The 26,311-nt window shown below is 71.8% G+C and carries 11 protein-coding genes and 1 pseudogene; 4 read left to right on the top strand and 8 right to left on the bottom strand.

Going from position 1 to position 26,311, the window contains the following annotated elements; genetic code table 11:
• Positions 1-171: 171 nt before the first annotated feature.
• The gene (locus CLM62_RS17940) at positions 172-2,940 is read right to left on the bottom strand and encodes a branched-chain amino acid ABC transporter substrate-binding protein (RefSeq protein WP_095750880.1); all 2,769 of its coding nucleotides are present in this window, start codon (positions 2,938-2,940) and stop codon (positions 172-174) included.
• Positions 2,941-3,544: 604 nt separating this feature from the next.
• Between CLM62_RS17940 and CLM62_RS17935 the strand changes: the two genes are divergently transcribed.
• Positions 3,545-4,741 (top strand): cytochrome P450, encoded by a 1,197-nt coding sequence (locus CLM62_RS17935; protein WP_095750879.1) that lies wholly within the window; start codon positions 3,545-3,547, stop codon positions 4,739-4,741.
• A gap of 188 nt (positions 4,742-4,929) precedes the next feature.
• Here CLM62_RS17935 and CLM62_RS17930 read toward each other — a convergent pair whose 3' ends face one another.
• Entirely contained in the window at positions 4,930-5,952 is a 1,023-nt protein-coding gene (locus CLM62_RS17930) for a LacI family DNA-binding transcriptional regulator (RefSeq protein ID WP_095750878.1), read from the bottom strand.
• A gap of 218 nt (positions 5,953-6,170) precedes the next feature.
• On the opposite strand from CLM62_RS17930, the gene CLM62_RS17925 reads away from it, so the two are divergent.
• The 3 genes and pseudogenes from CLM62_RS17925 to CLM62_RS17915 form a co-directional block, all read left to right on the top strand.
• A complete protein-coding gene (locus tag CLM62_RS17925; RefSeq protein ID WP_095750908.1) occupies positions 6,171-6,953 on the top strand; it encodes a TIM barrel protein in 783 nt (260 codons plus the stop codon).
• Positions 6,954-7,295: 342 nt separating this feature from the next.
• A complete protein-coding gene (locus CLM62_RS17920) occupies positions 7,296-8,321 on the top strand; it encodes a Gfo/Idh/MocA family oxidoreductase (protein ID WP_095750877.1) in 1,026 nt (341 codons plus the stop codon).
• Between the two features lie 77 nt (positions 8,322-8,398).
• Positions 8,399-9,017, top strand: a pseudogene (locus CLM62_RS17915) (fumarylacetoacetate hydrolase family protein); the annotation flags it as partial.
• Between the two features lie 195 nt (positions 9,018-9,212).
• Here the strand turns inward: CLM62_RS17915 and CLM62_RS17910 are convergent.
• The 6 genes from CLM62_RS17910 to CLM62_RS17885 all read right to left on the bottom strand — a co-directional run bounded on the left by CLM62_RS17910 (position 9,213) and on the right by CLM62_RS17885 (position 26,270).
• Positions 9,213-15,377 (bottom strand): hypothetical protein, encoded by a 6,165-nt coding sequence (locus CLM62_RS17910; RefSeq protein WP_095750876.1) that lies wholly within the window; start codon positions 15,375-15,377, stop codon positions 9,213-9,215.
• A gap of 142 nt (positions 15,378-15,519) precedes the next feature.
• The gene (locus CLM62_RS17905) at positions 15,520-17,703 is read right to left on the bottom strand and encodes a hypothetical protein (protein ID WP_257003899.1); all 2,184 of its coding nucleotides are present in this window, start codon (positions 17,701-17,703) and stop codon (positions 15,520-15,522) included.
• Positions 17,704-17,912: 209 nt separating this feature from the next.
• On the bottom strand, positions 17,913-19,223 hold the full coding sequence (locus tag CLM62_RS17900) for a TIGR02679 family protein (protein WP_257003898.1): 1,311 nt from the start codon (positions 19,221-19,223) through the stop codon (positions 17,913-17,915).
• A complete protein-coding gene (locus CLM62_RS17895) occupies positions 19,220-23,377 on the bottom strand; it encodes a TIGR02680 family protein (protein WP_095750874.1) in 4,158 nt (1,385 codons plus the stop codon). The genes CLM62_RS17900 and CLM62_RS17895 overlap by 4 nt, the downstream gene beginning before the upstream one ends.
• Positions 23,374-24,720, bottom strand: coding sequence for a TIGR02678 family protein (locus tag CLM62_RS17890; RefSeq protein ID WP_095750873.1), 1,347 nt, complete (start codon positions 24,718-24,720; stop codon positions 23,374-23,376). Before CLM62_RS17890 ends, CLM62_RS17895 begins: the two co-directional genes overlap by 4 nt.
• On the bottom strand, positions 24,717-26,270 hold the full coding sequence (locus tag CLM62_RS17885) for a TIGR02677 family protein (protein ID WP_095750907.1): 1,554 nt from the start codon (positions 26,268-26,270) through the stop codon (positions 24,717-24,719). Before CLM62_RS17885 ends, CLM62_RS17890 begins: the two co-directional genes overlap by 4 nt.
• Positions 26,271-26,311: the final 41 nt, after the last annotated feature.

Raw genomic sequence — 26,311 nt, 5'->3', positions numbered from 1 at the left:
ACGCAGCAGACCCGCGACCGCGCGTGTAGGTGCTCGGCGCCGTGCGCGGGTTGAGGTACCGCGCACGCAACGCGTTGAACTGGGGTCTACTCGGGACTGGGGTCTACTCGGGGCAGGGGTCTACTCGGGGCAGGGGTCTACTCGGGGCAGGGGTTTACTCAGGGCAGGGGTCTACTCAGGGCAGGGCGGGCCCTGCTTGCTGTAGGTCTCTCCGTGCTGGTAGGCACCGCACGCGGCTACGGCGACCGGCCCCTCGGCCGACTGCCGGAGGATCACCAGCGTCTTGCCCGCCGGGGGCTGGTTGCCGTCCTGGGACCGGCTGATGAACCCGGTGGCGCCCTCGAAGCCGAAGGAGACACCGCTGCCCAGCGCGGACTGCACCCCGGCCGGTGTCAGGCTGTACTTGGCGGCGAAGTCCACGCTCTGGGACAGCAGACGGAACGCGTCGTAGGCCATGGCGGAGTGACCGTCGTGCCGCCACGGGTCATTCTCCGGAGAACCGTTCACCCAGCCGTCGTACTCCTGGACGAACCTCCTCGTCGTGTCGGTTGCCCGGCCGTCCGCGCTCGGCAGGCGGTACGCCGTGTGGTAGAGGCGCAGCCATGTCTTGTCGCCGTACTCGCCGGTCTGCTCCATGTTGGTCAGCTCGTTGCCGCCCAGTACGGTGAGGCCGTTCGCGGCGCAGGTCTCCCTCCGGTCGAAGGCGTGCACGAACGCGGTGAAGTCGCGTGCCCGGGCCGCCCAGTAGACGACCGCCTCCTGATGGTCCTGGAGTTCCTGGCACACGTGAGCGGCGAGGTCGTCGGGTGCTGCGATGGTGCCGACGCCCTTGGCCGGCGCGTCGTCGTCCTGGGAGAAGTCCACGACGTCCGTGGTGCCCGGGAACTTCTCGACGAACCTGTCCGCGAGCCCCTTGCTGTACAGATCGGTCGAGGTGTGGACCACGACGGCGCGCTTGGCCGGGGTGCAACCCGGCTGTCCGTCCGGTCCGTCGGCCCGCGCCACGATGTTGGAACTGAACGCGAAGTTCGCCGAGATCTCCGCCTCGACGCTGTTGAGCGGGGCGAAGGGCCAGTAACTGACGCTGCCCAGCATCTCGTCCGCGCTGGCGGTGGTGCCCACCACAGGGATCCCCGCCTTCCCCAGGATCGTCAGAGCGTTCTTGGTCTCCGTCCTGCTCTGGGAGTATCCGAGGACACCGACGATCTCCCGGTGCTGCTTGCCGGGTTTCTGCTTCAGCTCCTCGACCAGTTCCGCGGCCTGCTTCTCGGCGTTCGCGAACCTCGGGCCGGTGTAGCGCACATCCACGTACAGCGGGACCCGCTTGATGTTGGAGACTGCCTCCCGGTTGAGTCTGCTCTGCCACAGGGCGATACCGCGCAGCTCCGGGACACTTCCGTCGAACAGGGCGGTCGTCGAGTCGTTCGTCGGCTTGGCGGAGCCGAAGTACACGACCGTACGGACCGTCCTGTTCTGCTTCTCGGCGAACTTCACGGCCCTCTCGTTCTGCTCTTCGATCTCCTCGAAGGCCTGCTCGTACAGATCTCCGGCCTTCAGGTCGAGCGGCTCGGTCCGCTCGGCGACGGCGACATCGCCGCCGACGCAGGAGGTGTCGTGCAGCGGGGACACGATCCGGACCACCCCGTAGGCCAGCGCGGTCACGGCCACCAGGGCGAGGGACGTGACGAGCGACGTCTGGGTGCTCCCGCGGACTTTGAACAGCCTCGGGGCCACCCGGCGAATGGGCAGTCCGTCCCGGGAGAAGGGCTCGTCCTGAAGGTTCACCACAACGGGAGGGCCGCCACTGCCCCGCATGCGCTCGGCCGCCCGGGAGAGGCCGCACTCCTCGGCGTCCAGGTCGGTCAGCAGGGCGTCGGACGGCCTGCCGGCCACGATGACGAGCGGGCCGGGCCGGTTCGCCGTACGGGCGGTGGCGTCCGCGCGGTCGACCGTGACGGTTGCGGCCTGCAGGGCACGTACCAGACGTCCGGCCGCCTCGGAGCCGTCCGTACCCTCCGGGGGGATCTCCACCAGCAGCACGGGACGTGCGGTCCGGCGGCGGCTCTTGGGCAGCGCCCGGCCGGGTGACGGTGGGCGCAGGTCCTCCAGCAGCGCGCGTACCAGCAGCCTTTCGAGCGCTTCCAGCGCCTCGGCGCGGTTCGGATGGTCCGCGCGGAGCGCCAGCCGTGGCGCCTGCCGCTCCGCCACCCCGTCCAGGACCTCGAACAGGCCCTCACGACCGTTGTCGACGCCCAGCTCGGCGCCGAGCCACCTGGCACGTCGGTTGAGGGAGAGACGGCCGGGCCGGATGAGCCGTGCCGTCTGCCGCCGGGCCCAGCACCACCGGGGGAAGGTGATGGTGATACTGCGCCACCATGTGCCGAGCAGCCATCCCCGCAGCCCGGCGATCGGTGGCGCCTCCCCGCCGGAGAGCGACCAGAGGAGGGCCGGCAGGCCGCCCCGTTCGGTCCGCTGCCGGTAGGCGTGGTTGCGCAGTTCCTTCGGTGCGGGGGCGGACCAAGTGCCCGGACGTTCCCGGATGTACGTGAGGACCTCGCGCAGCAGTACGAAGTCCGGGAAGCGGTCAGGAGTCATGTTCCGGGGAATGCCGCGGCCGAGTTCCTTGCCCGCCGTCTCAGCCAGCGAGTCGGAGCCGGAGTGATCTCCCGCCCACAGCAGCGCGTACGGGGCCAGCTTTCCGCCGGTGTCCCGCTTGAGCGACAGCTCCAGCTCGCCCAGGACCCGGCGGACCCGGGCGCGGTACTCCGGGCCCGCTGCGTCAGCCGGGGTGACCGTCTCGGGAATGCGCAGGATGACCAGCGGCGGTCTGGTCGACAGTCCGGCGGGGTCGTCGGGGGCCACGGTCATCGGGAACTCCCTGACGAACGCGTCCGCGCCGGTGTCGTCGGGGAAGCGATCTGCGGTCGGGGGCATCGCCATGTACTCGACTCCTGGTGCAAAGGGATCGCCGAAGTGTGGTGTGGATCACCATCGGGGCGGCGACAAGCTATCGGCAGCGCCGACGCCGTCACGGCGGATTCCGGAGTCCGCAAGGGGGCGCCACCCCCTGATCTCGTGTACCAGGAATGTCAGTTCGAGTTGCGGAACCGCCAAGCACCAGGTCGATACCCTCTGCGGCGCCGCCTCGGATGACGGTGTCGTAGCGGTGCCGCAGGTCAGGCCGCCCGGCTTCCCGCGGCCCCCGGACCATCTACCTTGGGGCGAAAGTGGACGCTTCACAGCCGGCGAGCGGTCATTGCCGGCAGCGTGATGCGACGATGCCGGCATGGAATGGGCCGAAGCTCCGCCGGGAAGCCGCTCTTCCCGCCGTCGTCGCGCGCTCGGGGACATCGGTGGCCGCCCCCGTCTCGTGCCTCGCCGTTTCTCTCCCGCCGTCACGTCTGACGCCCCGCGCCGTGTGGCCCGCGGCCGGGCTCCCCGGGCTCCCCGGGCTCCCCGGAGGTTCCGGCCCACCGCCGGGACCGGCCCCGTCTCCGCGCCGTCCCGGCCGGACATCCGTCCCTACCAGTGAGGTGGTAGCACCATGAGCATCGTCGACCTGGCCGCGCTCGGTGAGTCCTTCACCCGCGACCCCTACCCCGTCTACGCCCGGTTACGGGACCAGGGCCCGGTGCACCGCATCCGTATGCCGGAAGGGGGCGCTTCGGCCTGGCTCGTCGTCGGATACGAGGCCGGGCGTGCCGCCCTCGCGGATCCCAGGCTCTCGAAGGACTGGGGCAAGGCATCGCCCTCCCTGCCGCTGGGTGCCGTCTCCTCCGGCCCGCACATGCTCAGGGCCGACCCGCCGGACCACACGCGGCTGCGCAAACTGGTCGCCCGCGAGTTCACCGCACGCCGGGTGGAAGAACTCGCGCCGCGCATCCAGAAGACCACCGACGCGCTCCTGGACCGGATGCTCACCGCACCCGACGGGCGCACCGACCTCGTCGAGGCGCTGTCCTTCCCGCTGCCCATCTCCGTGATCTGCGAACTCCTCGGCGTACCGGACCTGGAACGCGACTCCTTCCGGACGTGGTCGAACGACGCGCTCGGCGCCACCGACCCCGAGGACCGCAAGGCCGCCGCGGCCTCGATGGCGCGGTACATGGCGGAGTTGGTGGAGGGCAAGCGGCAGCGGCCCGGCGACGACCTCATGAGCGCGCTGATCCACGGCTCCGACAACGACGGAGACAGGCTGTCCCGCGAGGAGGTCCTCGGCATGGCCTGGCTGCTGCTCGTCGCCGGCCACGAGACCACCGTGAACCTCATCTCCAACGGCGTCCTGGCCCTGCTCACCCACCCCGAGCAACTGGCCGCCCTGCGCGCGGACCTCTCCCTCATCGACACCGCGGTCGAGGAGATGCTGCGCTACGAGGGCCCCGTGGAGACCCCCACGTACCGCTTCACCACCGAACCGGTGACGATCGGCGACACAGTCGTCCCCGGAGGGGGCGAACTCGTCCTCGTCGCCCTGGCCGACGCCAACCGCGATCCCGTGCGCTTCCCCGCACCCGACCGCTTCGACATCTCCCGTGACGCCCGCGGCCATGTGGCCTTCGGACACGGCATCCACCACTGCCTGGGGGCGCCGCTGGCCCGCCTGGAGGCGCGCATCGCCATCAGAACGCTGTTGGAACGCTGTCCCGGCCTGGCCCTCGACATCCACCCGGCAGCGATCACCTGGCGCCCGGGAATGATGATCCGCGGTCCGCGGAGCCTGCCGGTACGGCTCACCCGGTAGGCCGCGCGAAGAATGGCTGCACGCCGAGAGGATCGGCGTCAACCGGGGATGGCTCTACGATCACCTGAGTGTCGGCGGGCGCCGACCCTCTGACATCCGTATGACGGTCGCGCATCCGTTGTTTCAGCGCGTCGATCAGCCGAGCGGGTGTCGCCCTGGGCTTCCAGGCCCTTGTGCGGGCCTGAGGCTCAGGGCGGAGCGGTCGTGCCCCGGATGACAAGGCGGGGGGCGATGACCTGTTCCCCGGCGGGGATCTCGTCGCCCTCCAGGCGTGCGACGGCCCGGCCGACGGCGAGGTGGGCGAGGCGGGGGATGTCCTGTCCGACGGTGGTGAGGTCGATGTGGGCCAGGCGGGCCAGGTGGCTGTCGTCGAAGCCTACGACGGAGATGTCGCCGGGGACCGCGACGCCGGAGCGGAGGAAGGTGTCGAGAACGCCGGTCGCGCAGCGGTCGTTGAAGGCCATCACGGCGGTGGGGCGCGGGCGGGCCGCCGACAGCGTCCGGGCGGCCGCGGCGCCGTCCTCCTCGGTCAGCCCGCCGGCGAGGATGCGGATGTGTCCGCCCAGGCCGTGGCGGTTCATGGCGGTGCGGTAGCCACGGCGCCGGTCGGCTGCGCCCGGTGCCCGGCCGCCGTCGATGTGGGCGATGTCGCGGTGGCCCAGAGCGACGAGGTGGTCCACGGCCTGGCGGGCTCCTTCGTCGTCGGCGGTCCGCACGACCTCCAGGCCGGGGATCGACGGCCGCAGCCGCCGGGCCACGGAGACGACGGGCAGCTGCCCGGCGAGTTCCGCCAGCCGCGCGGCGGGGGCCTGCGGGCCGAGCAGGATCAGCGCCTCGCACCGGTCGGCGAGCAGCGTCTCGACGGCGCGCTGTTCGCCGCGTCTCGCGGCCACGGCGCTCAACACGATCTGGTAACCGGCCGGTTCGGCCGCCGCGTAGATGCCCTCGACGAGGTCGGAGTGGAACGGATGCTGGAGGCCGAACTGCACACCGAGCAACTGGGAACGGTGGCTGCGCAGCAGTCGCGCCCGGGCGTCCGGACGGTAACCGATCTCCCGCGCGGCCTGCAGGACACGCTCACGGGTGGCCGAGCCGGCGCCCTTCGCGCCGCGCATCACGATGGAGACCAGCGCCGTGGACACGCCCGCCCGCGCCGCCACGTCGGCGAGCGTCGGCCGCTTTCCGCCGGGCCCCGCCGGGTTCCCTGGCACTGTGTCCTCCCTGGTCGGGGACGTCACCTCGAGCGCTGACTATAGAACGTTCTAGCTGTCTTCGGCCACCGACGTCTTGACATGGGTGCACGGCGGCTGGCGTACTGCTGCCCAAGAGCTGGCGCTAGAACGTTCTAGTAGCTAGGACGCTCCAGTAGCTAGGACGTTGCAGTAGCTGGACGTTCTAGCGAACCACAGCGGAGAGAAGGTACGTGGCGATGTACGCACTGGCGGTCTGCGCCGAGATGGTGTTCCTGGATCTGCCGATCGACGAGCGGGCACGGCGTATCCACGACGCCGGCTTCCAGGTCGAGATCTGGGACTGGACCCGGCACGACCTGGACGCCCTGGCCCGGACCCCTGCCGAGTTCTCCTCCATGACCGGCTACATCCGCGGCGGTCTGACCGACGAGGAGGGTGCGGACGAACTCCTGCGCACCGCCCAGGAGTCGGTCCGTGCGGCCGAGCAACTGGGCTGCTCCCGGCTGAACCTGCACGGCACCGGACTGGACGGCGAGGGCCTGCCGGTGGTGCCGGTGACCGGTCCGGCCACGGGGGAGATGTGGATCGCCGCCCATCGCACGCTCACCCGCCTCGCCGAACTGGGCGAGAACACCGGGGTGGTCTTCACACTGGAGAACCTCAACACGGCCGTCGACCACCCCGGTGTGCCGTTCGCGACGGCCGCCGACACTCTGGCCCTGGTCCAGGCGGTGGACCGGCCCGGGCTGCGGATGAATCTGGACCTGTACCACGCGCAGATCGGCGAGGGGAATCTGATCGAGCTGGTCCGCAGGGCCCATACGCTGGGCCTGATCGGCGAGATCCAGGTGGCCGACGTCCCCGGCCGCCGCGAACCCGGAACCGGGGAGATCAACTACCCCGCCGTCGCCCGCGCCCTCAAAGAGCTCGGCTACGAGGGCACGGTCGCGATGGAGGCGTGGGCCTCCGACGACAGCGAGCTCGCCCTGGAGCGCTTCCGCTCCGCCTTCACCCTCTGAGGACCTCTGAGACCCCTGAGAGCCTGTGTCACATCCCCGGTCGGGCACGCGACGCCTGGCAGGCACTCCCCCACTGCCTCAAGGGCGTGAGGCCCCCAGCCGCGTTGCCGAACCGCCCACGTGGCTCCTCCCCCACGCTCGAACACCCTCGCGCGGGGACCTCCATCGAGTGCGCTCCGGCGCCTGGCGATCGCACGCTCCCCCACGCTCGAACCGGCTTCGCTCGGCTCGCGCGGGGGCACCCCCATCGCCGCCGCGCGCTGATCCGACCGGAGATGTGACACAGGCCCTGACCGCCACGGCCCCCGTGACCACCCCTGACGACGACGTACGGAGCACCTCATGACCGCCCAACAGCCTCTCGCAGTCGGCCTCATCGGCGCCGGCCGCATGGGTTCGTTCCACGCCGAGACCCTCGCCCACCGGCTCCCGGGCGTCCGGCTCGCCGCAATCGCCGATCCCGCCCCGGGCGCCGCGCAGCGCCTGGGCGACCGGCTGGGCTGCGCCACCACCTACACGGACATAGGTGAACTGCTCACCGCCCCGCATCTCGACGGCGTGGTGATCGCCACCCCGGCCCGCACCCACGCCGGCCTCGTCGAGGCGGCGGCCAAGGCGGGCAAGGCGGTCTACTGCGAGAAGCCCATGGCCGTCACCCTGGCAGAGGCCGACCGCGCCATCGCGGCCGCCGCCGACGCGGGCGTACCGCTCCAGGTGGGCTTCAACCGCCGCTACGACCCGGGGTTCAGGGCCGCACACGAGAAGATCGCCGCCGGCGCCATCAGCACACCGCAGCTGCTGCGCTCGCTCACCCGCGACCCCGAACTGGCCGACCCTGCCCGTATCCCGCCGTGGACGATCTTCCTGGAGACCCTCATCCACGACTTCGACGTCCTGGGCCACCTCAACCCCGGCGCCGAACCCGTCGAGGTCTCCGCGATGGCAGACGCCCTGGTCCGCCCCGACTTCAAGGACCGCGGCCTGCTCGACACCGCCGTCGTCACCATCCGCTTCGACAACGGCGCCCTCGCCACCGCCGAGGCCAGCTTCCAGGCCGTCTACGGCTACGACGTACGCGCCGAGGTCCTCGGCTCGACCGGCATGCTCACCATGGGCGACATCCGCCGCACCCACCTGACCGCATACGGCCCCGACGGTGTCACCGCCGAGTGCGTCACCTACGACCAGCACCTCTTCCACGACGCCTACGTGGCCGAACTCGCCGACTTCACCGACAGCGTCCGCACCGGACGCACCCCGTCCGCCACCGGCGAGGACGCCCGCGCCGCCCTGTCCATCGCCCTCGCCGCCATCGAGTCCGTCACCAGCGGCGGCCCCGTCCGAGTGGGCAAGCCCCGGGATCTCTGACGTGCGAAGATCCGCCCGCAGGCAACCGGCCGGGCTCTTGGAGACCGCACCGGGTCCTTAACGGACAGGGGTCGTTAACGGACGTCGCCGACCTGGTCGCGCTCTCCCCGGTCACCACGCCCTGCCGGGTGGTCGCCCAGATGGTCAACTACCGCAGCCATGCCCGCGATTCGGGTTTCACCGGCGAGATCCCGCCCACCTTCTTCCGCAAGGCGTCCGGCTCGGTCAGCGGCCCGGCCGACAGGATCGTCCGGCCCGCGCACGTCAAGTTCCTCGACTACGAGGTCGAACTCGGCCTGGGCATGGGCGCTCCCCTGCCCGTGGGCACCGTCGTCACCGAGCAGGACCTGCCGTCGTAGGTCGCCGGGCTCGTACTGACCAATGACGTCAGCGCCCGCGACGTCCAGCTGACCAAGACCCAGTTCTACGAGAGCAAGTCGTATCCGACCTTCACACCGACGGGGGCCGTACCTGGCGCTGCTGGAGCCGGAGGACTTCACCCATCTCCTTGATCTGCGGCTGAAGTTGTCCGTCAACGGTGATCTGCGTCAGGACCGCACCCTCGCCGACATGATCGTCCGTCCGGCGCAGGCACTCACGCTGCTCGCCCGCTTCCAGAGGCTCGGCCCAGGCGACCTGCTGTTGACCGGCACCCCCGGCGGTACCGCCCTCAAGGCCCCGCCCAAGCCGGTGGAGGCTGGACGTCCGCGACCGCGCCCAGCTCGTCGCCATCGCCTACCAGACCGGCCTGGTGCAGCCGAACCGATACGGGTCGGGCGGAGACACCGGACTGTCCTGAGGGCGCCGAATCAGCCTCCCTCCACATGAAGATGACCGTGAAGCGCGACCGGCCGCCCGGACATGCGGGCGACCGGCACAGTGTCACCGTGCTCACGCGCGAAGCGCCACGCACTGGCGGAGCAGTGGCTCCAGGCGCAGCTGGGTGTCCTCGCGGTCGAACACCTGGAGGGCATCGAGACAGCTGACGATCCAGCGGGCCTCGTCCTCGTCCTCGATCTGGACCGCCACGGCGGTCACCGCGCTCTCCAGGTCGAACAGGCCCTCCTTGAACTCGTCATCGAGGGCCTGGTATCCGGTCGCGAGCAGCGAGTCCGTGAACACACCGGTCGCCTCGGCGAAAGCGCGGGCCTTGGCCTGGTCCGTGCGCAGGTCGGCCAGGCGGCGCAGCACCTCGTCGGGGTCGCCCAGTTCCTCGTGCAGGCTATGTGCGCGGCCGACCAGGAGGGGCCAGCCGCCGGTCAGCTCGTGGAGACGGTCAAGGCGGCCCTCCGTGTGGAACATGTCGACGCGCTGCGCCCAGCCGTGCAGGCTGCGGCGATCGTGGCGGCGCAGCACCACGGGGACGGCCGAGGTGGGTTCGTTGCCCGTCAGCAAGGTGCGCCACAGGGCCAGCTGGGCGGGGTCTGTGACGAGGACAACCGCGCGGGTCACCCCCGGGGTCTCGGGCAGCAGCGTCTCGGCCAGGTCGACGGCCTCCCGGCAGGTCTCGGGTCGCGCCGGGTAGCGGGCGAAGTCGCTGATGACGACGCGCCGTTCACGCGGGCGTCCGCCCGTGAGTTCCTGCTTGTAGACACTGGGCCTGCCGACGGGCGGCAGCACCCAGTCGGCGATGCGTCCGGCGATCGTCCGCAGGGTGTTGCCGACGTCGGTGACGCCAGTGGCGGACGTGCCGAGGACGACCCTCGTCTGGTTGGATCGCTCGCCGAGCAGATCGTCCAGCTGGGTGATGGTGAGCGGAGCCGGCCGGCCGTCGGGCAGCTCGGGGCGGCCCTCCTGCACGATGCTCTCCTGGAGTTCGCAGTCATGTTCGGCCCTGAGCAGGCGGGCTTCCACCTCGTGGGAAGTGCCGATCATGCGCAGGGCGTTCGGGCCACGCAGATGCCAGCCCTGGCCGTCGTGGTTGGGAGCGAGGATGCCGAGGCCCACCATCTCGGAGAGATAGGCGCGGAAGCCCTCCGTGTCGAGCTGTTCGAAGCCCCTGCGCCAGAACGTCTCGCACTCCTCGCGCAGTTCGGTGTCGCTCAGCCGCACCTCCAGGCCGCGGTGGCGGGCATGGTGTGCCAGCACGTTGGCGATCACGTCGTAGCGGTGGTCGAGGCTCAACGTGTCCTTGAAGGCCGCCGAAATGCCGTCCCTGAGCCCAGCGTCCAACTCCACGACCTCTACGTCGGCGACCTCCACCCGGTACGGGGGTCCCTCGGCTCCGCGCCGCGCCCGCTTGCGGTGCATCAGCTCGACCAGCCGGTGACCGAACATCTGCAGCAGGAACGGCTGGTAGGAGCAGTAGCCGAGCACCCGGTTGACGAGGTCCATGTCCTGGAACTCGAAGCCGAGCGCCCGCATCGGCTCGACCAGCAGTTCGGCGGCGAACTGGGGAGCGAGCGGGCCGATCACCTTCGGGGTCTGCGCGAGGTGGCCGAACGGCCCGTTGCTCGCCAGCTTGGAGAACCGCTGCACGGAGTGCAGTCCGGCGAAGACCACCTTGGCGTGGTCCTTGGTGTCGGAGCCGAGGCCCTTGAGCTTCTTGGTCTGGTCGAAGCGGGGGGCGTCCGCCTCGAAGAACTGGTCGCACTCGTCGAGCAGGATCAGCAGCCGGCGGCGTGAGTCCCCATCGAGCCAGGCCCGGATGCCGGCGCGCACCCGTTCGGAGATGTCCTGCCGCGACCTGCGGCCCTGCGGCCGGCCCAGTACCTGCGCCGCGGCCAGCTCCCGGTCCAGGACGCTCCACAGCGCCTCCGGTCCCAGGGAGCTGCCCTTGCCGATGTTCTCCTGGTCGAGGTTGACGTACACCGCCTGGTGGTAGCCGGGGCGCTGCTCCGTGAACCGTTCCCCGGCGTCGGCGAGCAAGGCCGACTTGCCCAGGCCGCGGCCGCCGAAGATGACCTGGGTGCCGCGCGGGTCCAGGATGCTCTTGCGTTCGGCGTCACGGCCGTAGAACATCTCGCCTCCGATCCGGCCACGCTTCTCCCTGATGTACGGGTTGACGCCGGAGAACGGCAGGAGCGCCTGCGTGGCCGTGCTGACCTGGCGGTTGCCTCGGGCGGCGAGATAGGCAAGGGCGGCGTCGTCCACGACGAGCAAGGGTTGCAACTGGTCTGAGCCGACGGCGAACTCGACGCGAGCCTCGCGGCTCAGCGTGCCGAAGTAGACGACGAGCAGGCTCCCTCCGCTGGTGTCCCGCTCCGCCCAGCTCATGACGACCTTGGCGTGCGGGCGGCCCCATACCATCAGCACGCGGAGGCTGCCGCCCTGCTCCCTGATCTGCGAGCCGAACGCGGGCGCCTTCGCCCTGCCATTGATCTCCACCTCGATCGCCTCGAAGAAGCGGTACTCGCGTCGGCGCAGGTTCGGAGACCGCTCGTCCAGTGGCTTCGCGCTCTTGGCGTCGTAGCCGAGGAGTTTGAGAGCCGGGAGCAGCTGCCGTCGCGCGGACACTTCGAGCCGGTCCTTCGGCTCGGTCGCGCCGAGCTCCCGCCACGCGTCGAGGGCATCGGCCGCTAGGGCCGCCTCGTCGGTGGAGAGGCCGCCGTAGTCCAGGACAGGGACCGTCGGGTGCTTGCCGCCGGACCGGACGAGGTCGACGAGGCCGCGGTCGACACCCCCCGGCAGGCCGTCGGGCACGGCCGGGAAGAACTCGGTCAGATGGGCCTCGCCGGTCTCGATCTCCGGGACGGGTTCGCCGATCTCCAGGAAGTAGACGAGGTCGGCGGCGGTGGCCAGGCCGCCGGTGTCCAGGTGCCGCAGGACCTGGGAGCGCTCCTCCGTGGTGAGGTCCAGGGCGTCGAGGCGGGCACGGATCCGGTCTGCGGCCTGCTGTCGGAAGGCGGGCAGGTCGCGCCGTACGGTGTCGAGCGCCCGCCGTACCGCGATCAGGTCGTGCGTGTCGGTGCCGTCGAGCCGGGCGCGGGCGTCGGCCAGCAGCTCCTGCAGGCGCAGGTCCTGGTCGTCGGTCACGGCGCCGTCGGCCTGCGCGCGGTGCAGCTCGGCGACGAGTTCGTCGTGTTCCTGGCGCAGCTCCGTGCGCCGGTTGGCCTCCCGCTCCTCGATCTCGGCCAGTGCGGGCGGGGTGAACTCCCTGGCCTGCGCGGCGGGCAGCACCCCGCAACCGGCCAGCTCAACCACGGTACGGGCCGCGGCGAAGGCGTCATTGGCGAGCCGCTCGGCGAGGGCGTCCTGCCAGCTCCGGTCGACCGCGGTGAGGAGCCGGTCGAGGGACGGCCGCTCGTCACGGGTGTCGCACACCTTCAGCAGTTCCACGTCCAGCAGGAGTTCCGGGGCGAGGGAACCGGCGGGACGCGTGGTCGCGGTGTCGCCGGCCAGCAGAGCGAACAGCTCCTCCATCGAGGCGCGGGCCGCCCACGCCGTCGCGGCGGGGAGGGCCCCCGAGCGCCGCGCCAGCTGCTCCAGTTCCCCCAACACCGCCTCCTTGCCGTCCAGTAGGGACTGTCGCAGCGAGGAGATCTCCTTGACCGCCCGGTTGCCGTCGGAGCGGTCGCCGCGGCGGGTGCCGTCGACCGCCAGGCACCACTCCTTGACCAGGCCGGCGGCCCGCTCCACGAGATGCACCAGGTCCTGCCGTCCGGAGCCCTGGAGCGGTTTACCGCTGGGCGACCGGTGCTTGCGGTCCATGCGGTCGATCTCGTTGTTGATCTCGGTGAGCTTCGACAGGCGTTCGGCCTGCTCCCGCGCACGGTGTACCGCGTCGCGCTCGTCGCGGACCACGGTCATGAGCAGCGTGCCGAGCGTCCCGTCTTCGGGGGCCAGCCACCGCTTGGCGATCTCTGTCGCCCGCGCGAACCGCAGCCTCGGCGGCGCCAGCAGGGCACGGCACTGCTCGCGCAGCTCCCGCAGCCTGGCCTCCGTCCCGAAGGTGTCGGCGATGACGACCAGCGGGGAGGCGATCATCAGGGCACCGCTGAGGGCACGGTCGGCCACGGCGGTCGCCACCTCCCCGAGCCGGTCCGGCAGCCGGGGCACCAGCGCCTTGAGCTGGGCGCCCGCCAGATGGTCGCCGGTGATCAGCGCCGTACGCAGCAGGGCGGGCAGCAGGAGGAGTTCGCTGCCCTCGGCGTCACGGCCTGCGTGTCCGCTGTACTGCTGAAGCAGGTCCGCAGTCAGCCGGGCACCCTGGCTGTCACCGGAGGTGAGCAGCGCGGCGGCCCCGGCCAGGCGGAGCGCCGCCACCTGCGGTTCGGGGTGGCCGACGGTCTTCGCCACATGGTGGGCGAGTCCGAAGCGCCGTTGCACGACCAATTGCGCCAGGGCACGCTCGGCCGCGGCCTCGTCGGAGTCCTTGTCCGCATCTTCGTCCTTGTCCGCGTCCCTGTCCGCGTCCCTGTCCCCGTCCACGGACAGGGGCGTGGCCTTGGCCGTTTCCGGGGTTATGTCCGCTTCCGGGGCCGACGTCGCCGGCAAGCCGGCGTCCGGGTCCGTGAGGGGTGCCGGATCGGCGACGGCCGGTGTCACGGCCGGGGCGTCGTCGGCGCGGGGCGCACCGGAGGCCGTCCGGGCAGGTGCGGTGGCTTCCGGTTCCGGTGCGGGGTGAGGGACGGTCCCCTCGATGAGGTGGCCGGCAATCTCCCCCGTCTTCTCGTCTGTCTGCTCGACCGGCGCGGTGGGCCCGGCGGGCGGTACGGCCCCGGGTTCCACGGTCGTCGTACCGCTCGTCGGCTCGGTGCCGTCCGCCTCTGCCCCGACGGGTCCGTGGCCGGCGTCCTCCGGCCGCGCTAACGTCAGTTCGGGGGCCATGACCGCCGCCATGGCACACGCGGGCAGCACCCGCACGACCTGCTCCTGCAGGCCCAGGATCTCCGTCGCGGCGTCCGCCTGCCGCCCCAGCCGGATGAGCCGCGCCAAGGCGGCGAGCGCAGCGTTCTCCTGCCGTTGCGTTTCCTCCCACACCGGTGTTTCCAGCAGGCGGCGGGCCGCGCCTCGCACGGCCTCGGCGGCGGAGGCGGCGGGGCTGTCCGGGCGGCATGCGACGTCCAGCAGTTCCCGCAGCGTCTCCCGTGCCTGCAGGTCGTGTTCGTGTGCCGCCCGGTGCGCCTGTGCGGCACGGGTCATGTCCTCGAGGCGGCGAGGCACACCCGCAAGCCCCGCCGCCCGGAGCACCGCGTCGGCGCTGTCGAAGACGGCGCCCAGTGCGGTCAGCGGAAGCAGGTCCTCGTCCTGCGGAGGGCGTCCGTCCGCGACCGCACCGATCACCTTCGCCGCGGCTTGACGGGCCTCCGCGACGGCCGACTCCAGCTGTCGGCAGACCGCCTCCGGATCCGTCGCCTCCACACTCCGGGAGTCTTCGGACACCGTCGCGGGCATGTCGTTCGAGGTGGCAGGGTCCGGTGCGGCCGTCTCCGATGCGGGGGCGTCCGTGCGCGGCCGGTCGGAGACGGCAGCGCGCTCGCCCTCCCCATCGCCCGCGGGCGACAGATCCTGGTCTTCCGGTGCGCCGGGGACGAAGCCTGCGTGCGCCGCCACGACGGACCGCGCCGCGTCACCGACAGCGGCGAGTCGTGCCGTCTCCTTCTCGTCGGCCGTCGCCGTGAACCAGTCCTGGTCCGCCGCCCAGGCAAGGATGCGGGCGTCGGCGACGGAGGCGTTGCACCACGCGAACACCGTGGTCCGCACCAGTGTCGCGCCCCACCGGGAAACGGGGTCGGACACCGTCTCACCGTCCTGCGCGAAGACGTACCTGCCCACCTGGTTCATCACGGTGATCGTGAGTTCCCGGACTCTGCAGGTGCACGTGTGCTGCAGCGACTCGCGCCGCAGCCTGGCGAGTACGTCCCGGCACAGGGCGCTGCCGGCCCTTCGAGGCGCCGCCATGCGGATTCCCAGGCTGCCGAGCAACTCCTGCCGGTCCCTGGGCGGCAGGGAGTTGAAGGCGAGTTCCACCATGCCGACCGTGAGGTCGTTCAGGGCGGTGACAGCCGGGTGTTCCAAGGCGTTGAGCGCGGCGGCCAGGCCTTCGAGACCCTCGACCGAGACGCGCGACGGCGACAGCGGCGGCCCCGTCACAACGCGGTAGCGGTCCTGCATGTATGCGTACTCCGTTTCTGTTGGTGGTTCTGCGGCTCGTTCTACGGCTCGTTCTGCGGCTCGTACTGCGCGGCTCACTCGACGACGAGGAGCCCTGAAGGGAGAGACAGGGAGAAGTGGAGGTCGGGGAGCCGTGACCGGATCAGTGGCCGCGCGTGTGCTCGGTGACGAACGTGTATCCGTCGGGCAGTTCCCAGCCGTCCGCCTTGCCGAGCCTGCGGCAGTGCTCACGAAAGGCCACTCGCTGGACTTCGCTGGGCGAGCAACCCGGCCGCAGACGGCGCAGATGGCCGGGGACGAACTGGACACCGAGCAGCCCCCCGCCGCCCGGTTCCGCGCCGCCCCATGGGCGTATCACCCGGCGTCGAGCGGGACGGTAGCCGATGAGGGGGATGGTCGGCTCCCCGTCGCATGCCGGGAAGTGCGGTTGGCCCCAGGCATCGCGACTGCCGAGGGCCGGCTCCAGGAGCCGTTCCGCGAGGAGTTCCGCGACCGCCGATTCGAGAGCGGCGGCCTGTGACCGTGCCGGCAGGCGCCCGTAGACCGCGCTCGGCAAGACGGAACGGTCCAACAGGGCATGGCCGTCCAGGGTGAGCAGCCCGCAACGGCGCACGGTGCGCATCACCAGCTGCCGGGGGCCGAGCCCGGCTGCCGTGTCACCATGGCGGTCACTGCCAGGAGCGTCCTCCCTGGTGAGAACGCGGGAGTCGAAGCAGTGCCCGATCACACGGTCGCCGACCTGCACCGGTTCCTCGAGCCGTGTCGTGGCCACGCGGATCAGCATGCCGCCGCGGGGCCAGCGCAGCTCGAGCATCAGGCCGGGGAAGAAGTCGCGGGGCCAGGTGACTGAAGTCAGCCGACCGGTGTCGTCACCGAGTTCGGCGGTGACGACCTGAACCGCCTCGATTCCGTCCAACGCCCCGCCGGGGTGGTCGAGTTCCAGGCGTGGTCCAGCGCGTCGGCCCTGAGACCGGCGTAGCTCCCGCGCGACGTCCGGGTGCAGGGGGAACCAGCCGTCGATGAGATGGGCCAGCCGCAGGGGCGACCGCCAGACGATCTCGTTCGCGTCGGTCCGCAGGAGCTCGCTGGGGCCGAGGGAGGCATCGTCGGAAAGGGGCAGGTCGACCGGCTCCGGCTCCGGCTCCGATGGAGCACATGTCGTGGACGTCCAGCCGCGTCCGACCGGGGCCAGAGGATCTCCGGGGGTTTCCGCGTCACCGGGATGGTGGGACCGCCATACGCCTCCGCCCTCGAAGGCGTCGTCAAGCGTGATCCGGGAGCCGTTCTCGAACAGGCCCTGGTCGCTGTCCCGTTGGACGACATCGGCGAGCGCCACATTCGCTCGGCACACTGCTGTGGCGTACCCCACTCCCCTGAGCAGTTCCGTTGCCCCGGGGAACCCGCGGAGTCGAGGGCCGACCGCTGTGTACACGGTGACCGGAGAGGTGAGGCCGTAGCGCCGCCTCGGCGGGGTGGCCGCGTGTTCCACCGCTGCCGCGAGGGACCTGAGGTCGTCGCCACCCAGCGGTCCGGTGTCGCCCCAGCCGTCCGCGAGGGAGGTCCGGGTCACGGCGTAGTGACCCCATGTGCGCAGCATGTCGCTGGAGTTGAGGGCCCCCCGCACCGTGTCGAGGAGACCCAGCAGCCCCGCCCGCAGATCGTCGTCGTGCGTACCGCCCACCAGTTCGGCGAGGGAAACAGGCACGAAGGGACTGAGCAGCTGCTCCCGCGCCGTCGTCAGAAGATGGTCCACATAGGCCGTCAGGTCGTTGCGCCGGGCCGCCTCCGGGGACGGGTAGCACACGTCGACCACGACATGGCCATCCCCGTTGATCCAGCGCCGGCGCGTGCGTAAGCGGTGGAGCTGGGCCGGTGACAGGCTCAGGGCCGGCCCGAAAGCGTGGAGGTCTGGGACGAGCAGCTCCCTTCGCCGTGGAGCGGCGCCGTTCCCCGGCTTGCCCGGCCCCTCGGCGCCGGCGGGCGCTCCCGACACCCAGGCCGGTACGTCACCGAGGGCGCCCACCTCCGGGTGGGCGCCCTCCCGGTAGACGATCTCGGCGTAGAGCGGGTCCGACCCGGTGGCGACGCACACCATGGCGCCGACCGGGAGCACGGGAGCGCGCTCGCCGAAGGTGATCACGGGGAAGTCGTCGAGGCGCAGCGGGCTGCCACCGTAGCCGTCGCCGCCGAGGTCGTAACCGAAGTACACCGCGTTGAAGGCGACGGTGGTGTGCACTGGCGCCGGGCGGGCCGCGACAACCGCTTCGAGATAACGCAGCAGCCGATCCCGTTCCCGGTCGGGTACGGCGTCGTAGCCGCGTGTCATGGCAGAGGTCAGTAGGGCCCGGTCGCCATACGGGCCAGGCGTCTCCGTCCCGTCGCGACGCGCCCATGACGCCTCCGGCCGTTCGCCGACCGCTCCTGATACATACGGGTCCCCACCCATGACACCTCCGCCGCACTACAGGCCGCCCAGCCGGCGTGCGGTTATTCCGGCAGAATATGTCTGCGCATGGCATTCCGGCGGCACTTTCGTCACTTTGCGATGGTTGGCAACGGCTCACGCCGAACACACCCCTGCGCCGGCATCGGACTGCGCTCACACTGCTCAGCCAGGTCTGCCAACAGCACATCGGCCACCAGTTCCTCGACAACGGCGGTGCCGTGTTCGGTCATGGCGCGGATCAGTTCGGGGTCCCAGGGTGCCTCGGTGAGGCGGCCGGGCTGAGGGCCGTGCGGGGTGCGGGCGACCGCGGCGCGGTAGTCCGCCGCCGTCATGCGCCAGGGGCGGGCCGGCGTCTTGTCCAGGAGGTACGCGGCGATGCGGATGCCTTCGCCGTCGAAGTCGCCGTGGTAGCGGAGGGTGGCGCCCTGGTCCGCGAGGAGGCGGAGGAAGTGGATGGCCGCGCTGTTGGGCCAGCCGGATGGGCACACGAGCGGCGGACAGTCCTGGCCGAAGCGGCGTACGGCGAGAGCCAGGATGCTGGGGTTCTCCACGGCGTGAACGACGGGTGCGGGGTCGGCGGCGAGGGTGAACTCGCCCGGGGCCCGCAGTTGGGCGAGGGTCAGGCTGGCGGCCTGACCGGCCTCGGCACAGACGCGGGCCACACGGGCGAGCGGGCCGTCGCCGGCCGGGCGCAGTCCACCGACGAGAACGGTGGCGGACAGGTCGTCGTCGGCGACACCCGCGCGAGTCCACAGGGCACGCCGGTCCGCCGCGGACTGCGGCGGGACGGTGTCGTAAAGGGTCGCCAGGGCACGCAGGACGAGGGTGGACAGGGGGGTGCCGTCGTCGAGTGCGTGCGAGTGACCGTTCAGGACTCGGGCGGCGAAGACGGGCAGTGGCTCGGCTTGGGCGGGCAGCTCCGCGAGCACCGTGAGCGCGTCTGTGAGCAGGGATCGGGTGCGTTCCGGTGAGGCGCCGATCAGGCCGGCGGCTCGGCAGGAGGCGGCCCAGTCGGAGAGCGCCGGCTGCGCTCGCACGGTGTCGTGGCCGTCCAGCCAGGTCCACAGCTCGGCGCGGTCGCCTGCTTGGCGGCGCCGTTCGCCCGCGCGGTCGCCGAGGGGGCCGACGAGTTCGGTGACGGTTTCGCGCACCGTACGGCCGGACAGTTCGGTGACGGCCTCTTCCAGGCGGGCCAGGGGGACGCAGGGGCGAGCGTCCGGCAGACGGTCGAGGCCGAGGAGGTCGGCGAGGGCCTCGCGCTGGGCTTCGTCGAGCGGTCCGAGACGCACCCGTGTGACGGGGCGGCCGGAGGACAGGCGGCTGTGGACCGTGTGCCAGAGCGGGCGGAGTTCAGGGCGGCGCAGGGTGCGTTCGCCCGGGGCTGGTTCCAGGTGTGTCATCCCGCCTCCAGGTCGGTGCCGTTCCAGACGAAGCGGGCGCTGGTGACCGCGTCGTCGTCCCCGTCGGTGAGGAGTTGGTGGACGGCGATGCCGGGCAGTTCACCGTAGGTGCACCACTCGTGGTCCGAGGTGACCATGAGGTCCAGGTCGAGTGCGGTGAGCAGGGCGAAGACCTGTCCGCGGTTGACGGCGTCGACGCCGACGAAGACCTCGTCCAGCAGGATCGGCCGGGGTGCCGACGGCACGGCCTCATAGTGGGCGGCGACGGCGGCGAACAGCGGCAGGTGCAGTGCGATGGCCTTCTCTCCGCCGGAGAGGGCACCGTGCAGCTTCTTGGTCAGCGGCTGCCATCCGGTCCCGTTCGCCCGGTCGAGGCGGACGGTGAAGCGATGCCAGGCGGTGTAGTCGAGTACCTCGCCGAGCTGTTCCTCCCAGCTCGCGGCCGTGTCGCTGCCCTTGGCCTCCTCGATACGGGCGCGGAAGAAGGCGTGCAGGGCCTCCCGGTCGGTCTCGGTGACCCGGCCGGGGTCCTTGAGCAGCAGCTGGCGGGCGGTGCGGGTGCTGTCCGGAAGATCCGGACGGACGTCCCAGACGAGTTGGACGGCGACGTTGGAGGCGGTACGGACCTGCTCCAGGTGCCCGTTCATGCGGTCGACGAGTTCGCCGGCCTGACGGATGCGTGCCGCGAGGTGGCGGCGGATGTCTCCGGTGAGGATCTGGTCGAAGAGGCGCCGCTCCGCGGTGGTGATGTCGTCACGGCTGCGGTCCCGCTCCTGGGTGAGCGCGGTGAGCAGGCCCGTCGCCCCCACGCGTACGCCGTCCAGGGTGGCGATGAAGAGTTGGATGTCGTCATCTGGTTCGAGGTCCAGGTCGGCACGGGCGCCGAGGTGCTGGCGGGCCTCGTGGACCGCTTCGGAGAGGCGGGTCGCGGCGTCGCCCAGGTTGCGTGGGGCGTGCGGGATACCGGGCCACTTCGCCGCGATGGCGCGGGCCGCCTCCAGGGTGGCCTTGGTGCCGTCCCCGGCGTCGAGTTCCGGTGTGATGCCGGCGTCCTCGGCCAGCCCGATCAAGCACAGGTGCCGGAACCGGTGCGCCGCACCGTCCCGGGTCGCGACGGCCTGCTCCCGTCGTTCGGCGTCCTGACCACTGGTGGCCCGCAGTCCTCCGATACGCCCTTCCAGGCGCAGCAGGAGATCGGCTGCCCGGCCGGCCTCCTCACGGCAGCGTCGCAGTTCGGCGCGCGCCTCGGCGACGCGTGCGACGATCTGTCGGTAGTCCTCGCCGACGGTGGCCTCCACCGCCTCCAGGCGCGCCTTCAGACCCGCCGCCTCCGCTGCGGCGGCTGCCGCGTCCTCGGCCTGTTCCTCGGCGGCCCGGCGCGAACGGTCTGCCTGCGCTGCCATCTGCTGGGCCCTGTCGGCAGCGGCGGTCGCGGTGAAGCGGGCGTCCACCCAGCTGTCGGCGGTGTCCCGGAACCTGTCGACGTCGGCGGAGAGTTCGCGCAACCGGTCGCGGTCGGTGGGCAGTCCGTGTTCCGCGGCCCGGCGGCTGAGCGTGCGCAGAGCGCCCGCCGCCTCGCTCTCGCACCGCGCCAGATGCCCTGCGGCGTCGCGCACGGCGTCGTCCCGGGCAGCCACCTTCTCCTCGGCTCGGTCCCAGTCACGCCGACGGGCGTCGAGTTCCCGGTGGTCGGGGCGGGCGGCGCGGTCGGCGTCCAGCCGGGCGCGGCGTGCGTCGAGGCCGCGCAGCTGGTCGTCGAGCGCGGCGAGGCCGGCGTTCATCTCGCTGATGAGCTCGGTCAGTTCACCGATCCTGCGCTGCCGGGCCCGCTGTCGCGCGAGGGCGCCGATGTGGGCCGGTTCCGGCTTGCTCCAGGTCCCGGTGGCGAGTGCGAGACGCCAGGCACCGTCGGCGGAGACGGCGGCGGGGTGACCGCCGGGCAGCGTTGTGCCGTACGCGACACCGGCGAGGATGCGGGTCACGGTGTCGGCCGGGACGGGGATGTCCTCGTCGGGCCTCAGCACCTCCAGCAGACTGGGCCCCGGGGATGTCACGGCCAGGGCCGCCTCGGCGCGGGTGTCGTGACCCGGCAGCGTAATCCCGTCGTAGGGGCTGACCCAGGCATCCAGTAGGCCCGACGCCTCCAGTGCCGCCTCCACCGCGGCCTGCACGGGGAGCGGGACACCTTCGCGGAAGGCGACCAGCCGCCACAGGGGTGCTCCCGCCGTCGCCGTGCGGACGGTGGTGCGGGTGGGCGGGGGCGGAGGCGGGAGGTCGGTCTCGCCGCTGAGCCGTCGTACCTCCTCCTCTAGTCGGCTCCGCTCGTCCCGCAGGCCCTGGCGTGTGGCTCGGGCGGTGGCCTCCGCCGTGCCGATCTCGTGTGCCGGCCGGCGCGCGGCGACTTCGACCAGGGCCGTCACCTCAGCCGCGGTCGCAGCTCTGGCCACCAGTTCCCCGGGATCGGGGATGCGTAGTTCCGTGCAGCCTTCGGCCCAGGCGAGCAGCCGTTCCGCCTGTGCGGCAAGGGCGTCGTCCCAGGCTCCGGACGCCTCGTCCCGCCGGGCGATCGCCTCCGCGAGTCGGGTACGGGCCTCGTCCAGCAGGTCCTCGGCGGCGCCCCGATCGCGTACCGCACGATCGTGCTCGTCGATCGCCTCGGCGATGAGGGCGACCTGCTGCCGTCGGGCGGTGACCGCGCCGCGCAGCAGCCGACGGGCTTGTCGGGCCCCGTTCTCGTCCACCGTGCGTGTGAGGCCGGGGCCCTCGGGCCGACGTCCCCCCACCTCACGCCCCATGCCGTCAGGGAGGGGCACTGCAGGATCCGCGTCGAGGATTGTCCTGACCTCGTGATGGATGGACTCCATGCCCGCTGCCCGTGCCGACCGGCGTGCTTCCTCGGCGGCTTCGCGGGCGTGCTCGTCGAGTGCGCGGGCCCGCCCTGCGACCTCCTCGGCGTGTGCCTGGTCCCCCTCCGCGCGGGCCTGAGTGGCCTGGGCAGTGGCGCGCTGCCGCCCGGCGGCGGCCGCCATGTCTTCCGTGCGGCGGCGGAGCCGGTCGAGTTCCTCACCGTGCTTGTACGCGTCACTCTCACGCAGACCCTCGACGGTCTCCTCCAGGGCGTGCGCGCGCAGCTCCTGTTCCTCGCGCCGGGCCTGGGTGGACTGGCGTTGCGCCAGTGCCTGTTCAAGCTCCTCGGCGCTCTGGCGGGCGACGCGGGTGAGGTTGTCCATCTCGGTGGTCGCCGAGATCAGCGCGGCGGAGCCGGCACGCAGGACCCGTCGCGCGTAGGCGCGCTGCCGGGATGCGACGGTCTCGGCCGCCGTCACCTCGTCGTCGAGCCTCTTGAGATGTTCACGCTGGCGGTCCAGCCGCTCGAAGCCCTCGGCGAGTTCGGCGATCTCTCCCTCGCCCAATGGGGGCAGGGCGCGGGACAGCAGGGTGGAGAGCAGGGACGGGTCGAGCCGTTCGGACAGTTTGGGCTGGCGCAGCTGAAGCAGGGCGGACAGCAGCGACTCGTAACGCTGCTCCGCCATGCCGGCGAAGAGTTCACGTCGTACGGCCGTGCGGTAGTCGGTGGCCGAGGCGTGCACGTCGCCGCGGTCGCGGAGGGCTTCCGCAAGGGCGGCTCGGGTCAGTGGCTGTCCCGCCTCGTTGACGAAGAGCACACCGTCGGGGTGGGCGATCCTGGAGCCGGTGGTGAAGTAGTCGGCGTGCACCCCGCTGGTGTGCACGCTCGCCTGCAGGCGCGCCCCGCAGCCGAACCACCGCTCGGTGCCGTCGTCGCCGACGCGGCGGAACTCCATCCACACGTACCCGACGCGGGTCTTGCCGGAGGCGCCTTCGCCCAGCAGGTTCCAGTGCATGGTGCGTTCCGAACCGCCGAACGTGGACAGGCGGTTGGGGCGGAGGCTCGCGTCGAAGAGGAAGGGCAGCAGAAGCTCAAGGGCCTTGGACTTGCCCGAACCGTTCTGGCCGCGCAGCAGCAGGCGGCCCTGGTGGAAGGTGAAGGTCTCGTCGTAGTAGCGCCAGACGTTGAGGATGCCCGCGCGGTGCGGCTGCCAGCGGCTGCGGGCGGCGCCCGCCACTGTTGCCGGTGCCCCGGCCGACTCGGTGGGCTCCGGCCTCCGCGGCAGGGGAAGCTCTGTCACGCTCACTGCTGATCTCCTTCTGCGACAACGCCCCCGGAAGCCGTGGTGCCTGCCGTTTCACGCGGGCTCGCGTCCCGTTCCGGTCCGGGCCTGTCTCCCGGATCCGAACTCGTCGTCTCCGTCAGGCGGTAGCGGTACGCAGCCGGGCAGGCGACGACACGACCCCCGGCCCTGCGGGCGAGGCCGACATCACGCAGTACGCGTACGGCGTCGTCGGACAGCCGGGCCGCGCCGTCCTCGGACTGATACGCCTTGGCCCAGCGCGGGAAGCGGCGCAGCAGATCCGCTCCGGCCTCGGTGAGCTGTTCGGGCAGCATTCCGGCAGGCGCGGCGCAGAGTGGCTCCAGAAGCAGCAGCGCGGCAACCCGGGCAGTGGACGTGTCGTCGGGGAAGCGGACATCGGTGGCGGTCCCCTCCGGGTCCACGAGCAGGAAACCCTCGGCTCGTTCCTCCAGGAGGAAGCCGGCCTGCTCGACCGAGCGGCGCAGGATCTGTCGTCCGGTCAGGGAGGTGACGTACGCCAGCTCGTCCTCGGCGAGGTCCGTCCGGTACAGCACGGGGTCGTCGAGAAGGCGGCGCAGCACCGAGTGGCGCAGCCTCAGGTTGCGTTGTGCATCCGTGGCGGCGGTCTCGCTGTGCGCCTCGTCCGCCGTACCGTCGACGACCACGCCGCCGTAGCGGCGCTCCCGCACAAGACCCGTGAGGAGTTCCTCGAACCGCGGGGGCACCTCGTCCGGGGGCACGGCGATCCGGGAGGCACCGACGGGCGCGGCGGGCAACCGCATCAGCAGCGTGGTGTCCACGCGGTAAAGGACCTTTGCCTCCGCGGACTCGACGTACGCGTCGGTCGTCCCGTCCACCGAACGCAGCACGTCGTACGACTCCAGCAGCTTCAGGACGTCGACGAACGCCATCCGCTCCGGGCGGTGGACCGGGTCGAACACGGTCAGCGCCCGGTCGGCCGCCGTGGCCTGCACGACACGGTCGGCGAGCATGCCGATGGTCGTCATCGGCATCGACAGCAACTCGGCCGCGGTCACGCACAGCAGCACGTAACGCCGGCGGTCGAACGGGGCTCGGCCGGAACGCGCCCTGCGCGCCGGGCGGGAGCCGTCCGGGTTAGCGCGGACCTTGGTGAGGCGGGCGTAACCGCGGCGGGGCTCCACGACCAGGCTCCAGCCGCATGTGTAGTCGAACCACTGGGCCAGCGGCTCGCGACGGCGTCGTACGAGTTCGAAGCCGACCGGATCGGCGGCCTCGGTGAGTAGGGGGCGGGCCAGGAGGAGCCGGATGGCGCGGGCGACCTCCTCCCGTTCTGCGGCGGCCAGTTGGTTGGCGAGTGTGCTCATCCCGCCGCCTCCTGCTGCGCGGCGCGGAAGGCCGGGAAGGCGCTCGCTCCGCCCGCCGCCGTGATGTGGACGACGTAGTCCGGTCCGGCCAGTGAACCCTTCGCGGTGTGCAGTACGGCGGTGCGCTCGTCGGGAGGCGGCGCCAGCGCGATCTCCACCCGGCCGTCTCCCGTCGTGGCGCGCCGCAGGCCGCCCGCGTCCGGCCGTGCGGCCAGGGCCCGGCCCAGTAGGTCGAGCAGGCGGTCGAACACAGCGGGATCCAACGCGCCGAAGGAGGACAGACGCATGGGACGGTGCGTCTCCAGCACCTGCCAGGCGCGCGCGAGTTCCGCTCGCTCCGCGCGGGCCCGCGCGGAGCGCTCCGCCCTGATTGCCGCGACGTCCCGCACCTTGCCCGTGCGCGTGAAGCGCTCCGTCCGTCCGCTGGTCCGCAGCAGCGCCGACACCGCTACCGGCGGGGCCTCGGACCAGGAATGAGACGACGGGATCAACTCCGGGTCGGGGTGGGCGAGGTGAGCGTGGCGCGCCGGGCCGAGGCCGAAGGCCGCCGACCACAGCCGGTGCAGGTCCTCTTCCGCGGGGGCCGCCGCGAACCAGCGGGCCAGTTCCCGGAAGTCCTGCACGGCGCTGGAGGAGCGGCGCCGTGACTCGTTGATCCGCTCCAGGACCTGCAGGAGCGAGACGATGGCCCGCCGGGCGATGTCGTGCAGCTGCTCGATCCGGGGCCGCGCCCCGTCGTCCGGCAGGAACCACGCCCGCAGGCCCGCCCAGCGCGCCCGCCTGCTCTCCAGCCAGCCGGCCGCGGGATCCTCACCGGCCACCGGCGGTAGCTCGGCCCCGCGCAGGGCTCGCTCGCGCAGCACGGCGGTCCCCCGCTCCTCCACCCGGGCCACGGCGGCGGCGACCGTCTGCCCGCGCCGGTCGAGGTTGACCAGGAATTCCTGCAGATACGCGACGGTGGCGGCCTTGACCTCGCGGAACACTTCCAGATCCGCGCCCTCGGCGCGCAGGAGCCGCTGCAGTTCGCCGTTGAACGCCTTGGTGTTCTCCACCAGGGCCTCCAGGTGTCCCTCCAGCTCCCGCAGTGTGCTGAAGATCCGGCGATCGGCCGAGGCGGGTTCGCCGGACAGCAGGCACAGCTCGTCCAGCCGGTCGGCGATCGCCTCCAGCACGGCCGTCTGCAGCGCCCCCGTGGAGGCGAGAACCTCAAGCGCGTGCCGCACTCCGGCGAGAGCGGCCTCGCCCCGGCGGGTCAGTGAGTACTGCAGATTGCGCCGCTCGTACTCCTCGGCCGTGTGGTAGTTCTCCGCGTGGTTGTGCACCACGTCCAGGAGCTCCCACTGCACGAGTCGCCTGAGCGCCTCATGCAGTTCCTCATCCTCGACCGCCGCCGCCCAGCCCACTCCTCGCAGCCGCTCGCGCACCGCGTCGAGCCCCAGCGCCGTCTCCAGGTGCTCGCCGGCCACACCGAAGGCGTCCAGCACCGCCCCATACAGATCGGACCTCTCCACCGTCGTGAACCGGAACATCTCCGGTGGAACCCTGCGCACGCCTGTCGTCCCCTTCCCCACCGCCTCGGCGGCATCCGGAT

It is taken from the genome of Streptomyces sp. SA15 (assembly GCF_002291145.1).
Taxonomy (GTDB): domain Bacteria; phylum Actinomycetota; class Actinomycetes; order Streptomycetales; family Streptomycetaceae; genus Streptomyces.
This window is presented reverse-complemented; position numbering and strand designations above follow the sequence as displayed.

What these genes read in the sequence shown, in the direction of transcription:
- CLM62_RS17940 (WP_095750880.1), bottom strand. Translation starts at nt 2,940, where the DNA reads ATGGCGATGCCCCCGACCGCAGATCGCTTCCCCGACGACACCGGCGCG.
- CLM62_RS17935 (WP_095750879.1), top strand. Translation starts at nt 3,545, where the DNA reads ATGAGCATCGTCGACCTGGCCGCGCTCGGTGAGTCCTTCACCCGCGAC.
- CLM62_RS17925 (WP_095750908.1), top strand. Translation starts at nt 6,171, where the DNA reads ATGTACGCACTGGCGGTCTGCGCCGAGATGGTGTTCCTGGATCTGCCG.
- CLM62_RS17920 (WP_095750877.1), top strand. Translation starts at nt 7,296, where the DNA reads ATGACCGCCCAACAGCCTCTCGCAGTCGGCCTCATCGGCGCCGGCCGC.
- CLM62_RS17910 (WP_095750876.1), bottom strand. Translation starts at nt 15,377, where the DNA reads ATGCAGGACCGCTACCGCGTTGTGACGGGGCCGCCGCTGTCGCCGTCG.
- CLM62_RS17905 (WP_257003899.1), bottom strand. Translation starts at nt 17,703, where the DNA reads ATGACACGCGGCTACGACGCCGTACCCGACCGGGAACGGGATCGGCTG.
- CLM62_RS17900 (WP_257003898.1), bottom strand. Translation starts at nt 19,223, where the DNA reads ATGACACACCTGGAACCAGCCCCGGGCGAACGCACCCTGCGCCGCCCT.
- CLM62_RS17890 (WP_095750873.1), bottom strand. Translation starts at nt 24,720, where the DNA reads ATGAGCACACTCGCCAACCAACTGGCCGCCGCAGAACGGGAGGAGGTC.